The 3,509-nt window shown below is 59.5% G+C and carries 3 protein-coding genes; 1 reads left to right on the top strand and 2 read right to left on the bottom strand.

Annotation, left to right across the window (positions count from 1 at the left end; genetic code table 11):
• Positions 1-30: 30 nt before the first annotated feature.
• Positions 31-2,049, bottom strand: coding sequence for an NADPH-dependent 2,4-dienoyl-CoA reductase (locus tag B3Q33_RS01930; protein ID WP_272975016.1), 2,019 nt, complete (start codon positions 2,047-2,049; stop codon positions 31-33).
• A 271-nt stretch (positions 2,050-2,320) separates the two neighbouring features.
• On the opposite strand from B3Q33_RS01930, the gene B3Q33_RS01925 reads away from it, so the two are divergent.
• Positions 2,321-2,923: a TetR/AcrR family transcriptional regulator gene (locus B3Q33_RS01925; protein WP_035246647.1), complete on the top strand. Its 603-nt coding sequence runs from the start codon at positions 2,321-2,323 to the stop codon at positions 2,921-2,923.
• A gap of 4 nt (positions 2,924-2,927) precedes the next feature.
• On the opposite strand, the gene B3Q33_RS01920 is transcribed toward B3Q33_RS01925, so the two are convergent.
• Positions 2,928-3,509 (bottom strand): alpha/beta fold hydrolase (locus B3Q33_RS01920; RefSeq protein ID WP_286826675.1); only part of this gene is annotated, 582 nt, incomplete at its 5' end.

The following is a 3,509-nucleotide window of genomic DNA, read 5'->3' as shown; positions in this document are numbered from 1 at the left end:
CGGCTCAAGCGCCGCTCCTACATCCCGCCCTTACAGGGCCGCGGCTACTTCCGCACCCTGCTTGATGGCGCGCTTGGCGTCGAGCTCTGCGGCCAGGTCGGCGCCGCCGATCAGGTGGAAGTTTTTCGCTTCTTCCTGATACAGCTCGCGCAGGGATTCCTGACCGGCACAGATCACCACGTGGTCCACATCCAGTACCCGGCTTTCCTCGCCGATCTTGATATGCAGGCCGGCATCATCGATTTTCTCGTAGCTGCAACCTTTCAGCATGTCCACGTTGCGGGATTTCAGGGTGGCGCGATGCACCCAGCCGGAGGTCTTGCCCAGATCCTTGCCCAACGAGGTCGGTTTACGCTGCAGCAGCGTGATCTGCCGGGCGGGTTTTTCCACCTCCGGCTCAACCAGGCCACCAGGTGCATCGCTATCCATGTCCACGCCCCACTCCTTCATCCACTCCGGCAAGGGCTGCTCGCCGTCACGGGGGTGTTCAGCCAGGAATTCGGACACATCAAACCCGATACCGCCAGCACCGATCACCGCCACTTTCTCACCCACCTGCGCCTTGCCACGCAGTACATCCACGTAGGACAGCACCTTGGGGTGATCAATGCCGGGGATACCCGGCGTACGCGGCAGTACACCAGTGGCGATGACGATTTCATCAAAGCCCTGGGCCTGCAGATCTGCCACTTCCACCCGGGTATTGAGTTTCAGGGTCACCCCGGTGTTTTCAATTCGCTTGCTGAAATAGCGAATGGTGTTGTGGAACTCTTCCTTGCCCGGCACTACCTTGGCCATGTTGAACTGGCCGCCGATCTCGCCAGCCTGATCAAACAGGGTCACATCATGACCCCGCTCTGCCGCCACCGTGGCACAGGACAGGCCCGCCGGGCCGGCGCCGACTACCGCCACCTTCTTGGGCTTGGCAGTGCGCAGATAAAGCAGCTCGGTTTCGTGACAGGCACGGGGATTGACCAGACAGGATGCCCGCTTGAGCTGGAAGGTGTGATCCAGACAGGCCTGGTTACAGGCAATACAGGTATTGATCTCGTCGGCCTTGCCCTGCTCGGTCTTCTTCACGAAGTCCGGGTCCGCCAGCAACTGACGGGCCATGGACACCGCATCCGCCTGACCGCTCTTGAGAATCTCTTCCGCCACATCCGGATCGTTGATGCGGTTGGAGGCGACCACCGGAATGGACACCACCTCTTTCACCTGGCGGGTGGCTTCGGCAAAGGCTGCCCGGGGCACAGAGGTCACGATGGTAGGCACACGGGCCTCGTGCCAGCCGATACCGGAGTTCAACAGACTGCTGCCGGCTGCTTCCAGGGCCTTGGCCAGTTCCAGCACTTCTTCGCGGGTGGAGCCTTCCGGCACCAGATCAATCACCGACATGCGGAACATGATGATGAAATCATCGCCACAACGCTTGCGGGTTTCGCGGACGATTTCCACCGGGAAACGACGGCGATTTTCTGCATTGCCGCCGTACTTGTCCTTGCGTTTGTTGGTGCGCGGCGCGGTGAACTGGTTAATCAGATAACCTTCGGACCCCATGATTTCCACACCGTCATAACCGGCCTTCTTGGCCAGGTAGGCAGTGTGGGCAAAATCTTTCACCGTCTGCTCCACTTCCTTGGTGGACATGGCCTTGGGCTTGAACGGGTTGATCGGGCTCTTGATCGCCGAGGCGGAACGGGAGAACGGGTGGTAGCTGTAACGGCCCGCATGAAGCACCTGCAGGGCAATCTTGCCCCCTTCCCGGTGCACCGCATCGGTGACCTTGCGGTGGTTCATCACATCAAAGCGGCTGTTGAACAGCCCGGAGAACGGGTAGAACCACCCTTTCTTGTTCGGGTTGAAGCCACCGGTAACAATCAAGCCAACACCGCCACGGGCACGCTCGGCAAAGTAAGCCGCAAGCTTGGGAAACTGCCAGAAGCGGTCTTCCAGACCGGTGTGCATGGACCCCATGATCACCCGGTTCTTGAGCTGGGTATGGCCCAGATCCAGGGGGGAAAGCAGGTTGGAATAGCGGTCGGCTGTCATGGTGTGTGCTCCGTATCGTCACCAGAGATGGCTACGCGTTAATTATCTGGACGGCGTCAAGTTAATGGCTTATTTTGACACTGTCAAGATTATTGCTGAAACTAGTCTGGCAAGTTTCAAGTTGAAAGTTTCAACGCGGCATCTGTGTGGCAGTGATCTGCACCACCCTGCCCGCGCCAAAACCAGCTTGTTCGCGTAACCGGCGGGCCGTCTACTGCCAGCGACACTGCGCGTTGTAACTTGCCACTTTCAACTTGCAACTGGATTTACCATGTCACGACCCGCGCGCTATCACCACGGCGACCTGCATTCCACCCTGCTCCGGGAAGCCAACCGGCTGCTGGACGAGGATGGCATTGATGGCCTGTCCCTGCGCAAGCTGGCGGAACGGGCCGGCGTCTCCCGTACCGCACCCTACCACCATTTCCGTGACAAGAATGCCCTGCTCTGCGCTCTGGCGACCCAGGCGTTCAGCCAACTGGATGAAATGATCGGTCGGCAATTACAGGGGGAAGGCTCGAAAGAACGGATTCAGCACTTTGTCCGCGAGTATCTGCGCTTTGCCACCGAACACCCGGAACAGTACGAGCTGATGTTCGGCCGCACCATCTGGAAAAGCGGGGCTCCCACCGAAGAACTCAAGGCGGTGGCCTATCGCAGCTTCCGCAACTATGCCGAACGGCTGGGGAGCCAGCTTCAGGGACGACTGCCCGCTGACACCGACCCCCTGCGTGTGGCACAGGCCAGCTGGGCCACCGTCCATGGCCTTTGCCGCCTGCTGATCGATGGTATCTACGTGAACCGGGAAGACATAGAAGCCGTCAGCGAACAGTCAGTCGCACTGATCATGGCCGCCCTAGCCCCTTCAGCATGAACGGCTAACGACTTTGTTGCAGAAATGTCCGTAGCGCCGCCATATAGCGATCAAAGGCTTCGAACTGGGGCACATGGCCAATACCCTCCAGCTCCACCAGGGTGGCATCGGGTATGCGCTGGACGGTCTTTTCACCCAGCCGGTCGTAGCGACCCAGGGTCTCACGAATACCTTCAGGAGCCCGGTTACGTCCCAGGGCAGTACGATCACGGGTACCGATAACAAGCAGCGTGGGCACCGCAAGGCGGTCAAAATCCTGCACCACCGGCTGGCTGAAAATCATGTCGTAGTGCAACGCCGAATTCCAGGCAATACGGGGGTAATCCGGCCCTCGAATCCAGCCCTGTTGCAGAGTCAGCAGCGGGTCGTAGGCCTCCTTCCACTGACCATCAAAATAGCTGGCGGTCATGTAGCTCTTCACTTTCTCCGGGGTCTTTTTCAGCTCCCCCTGATACCAGGCATCCACGGACTGCCATGGCACCTGCTTCTGCTGCCAGTCTTCCAGGCCGATGGGATTGACCAGCACGAGCCCATCGCTGCGCTCTGGGAACATCAGCGCAAAACGGGTAGCCAGCATGCCGCCCAT

The sequence above is a fragment of the Alcanivorax sp. UBA3183 genome (assembly GCF_002364155.1).
GTDB lineage: Bacteria > Pseudomonadota > Gammaproteobacteria > Pseudomonadales > Alcanivoracaceae > Alcanivorax > Alcanivorax jadensis.
The sequence above is the reverse complement of the archived record's forward strand: the minus strand, read 5'-3'. Positions and strand labels throughout refer to the sequence as shown.

What these genes read in the sequence shown, in the direction of transcription:
- B3Q33_RS01930 (WP_272975016.1), bottom strand. Translation starts at nt 2,049, where the DNA reads ATGACAGCCGACCGCTATTCCAACCTGCTTTCCCCCCTGGATCTGGGC.
- B3Q33_RS01925 (WP_035246647.1), top strand. Translation starts at nt 2,321, where the DNA reads ATGTCACGACCCGCGCGCTATCACCACGGCGACCTGCATTCCACCCTG.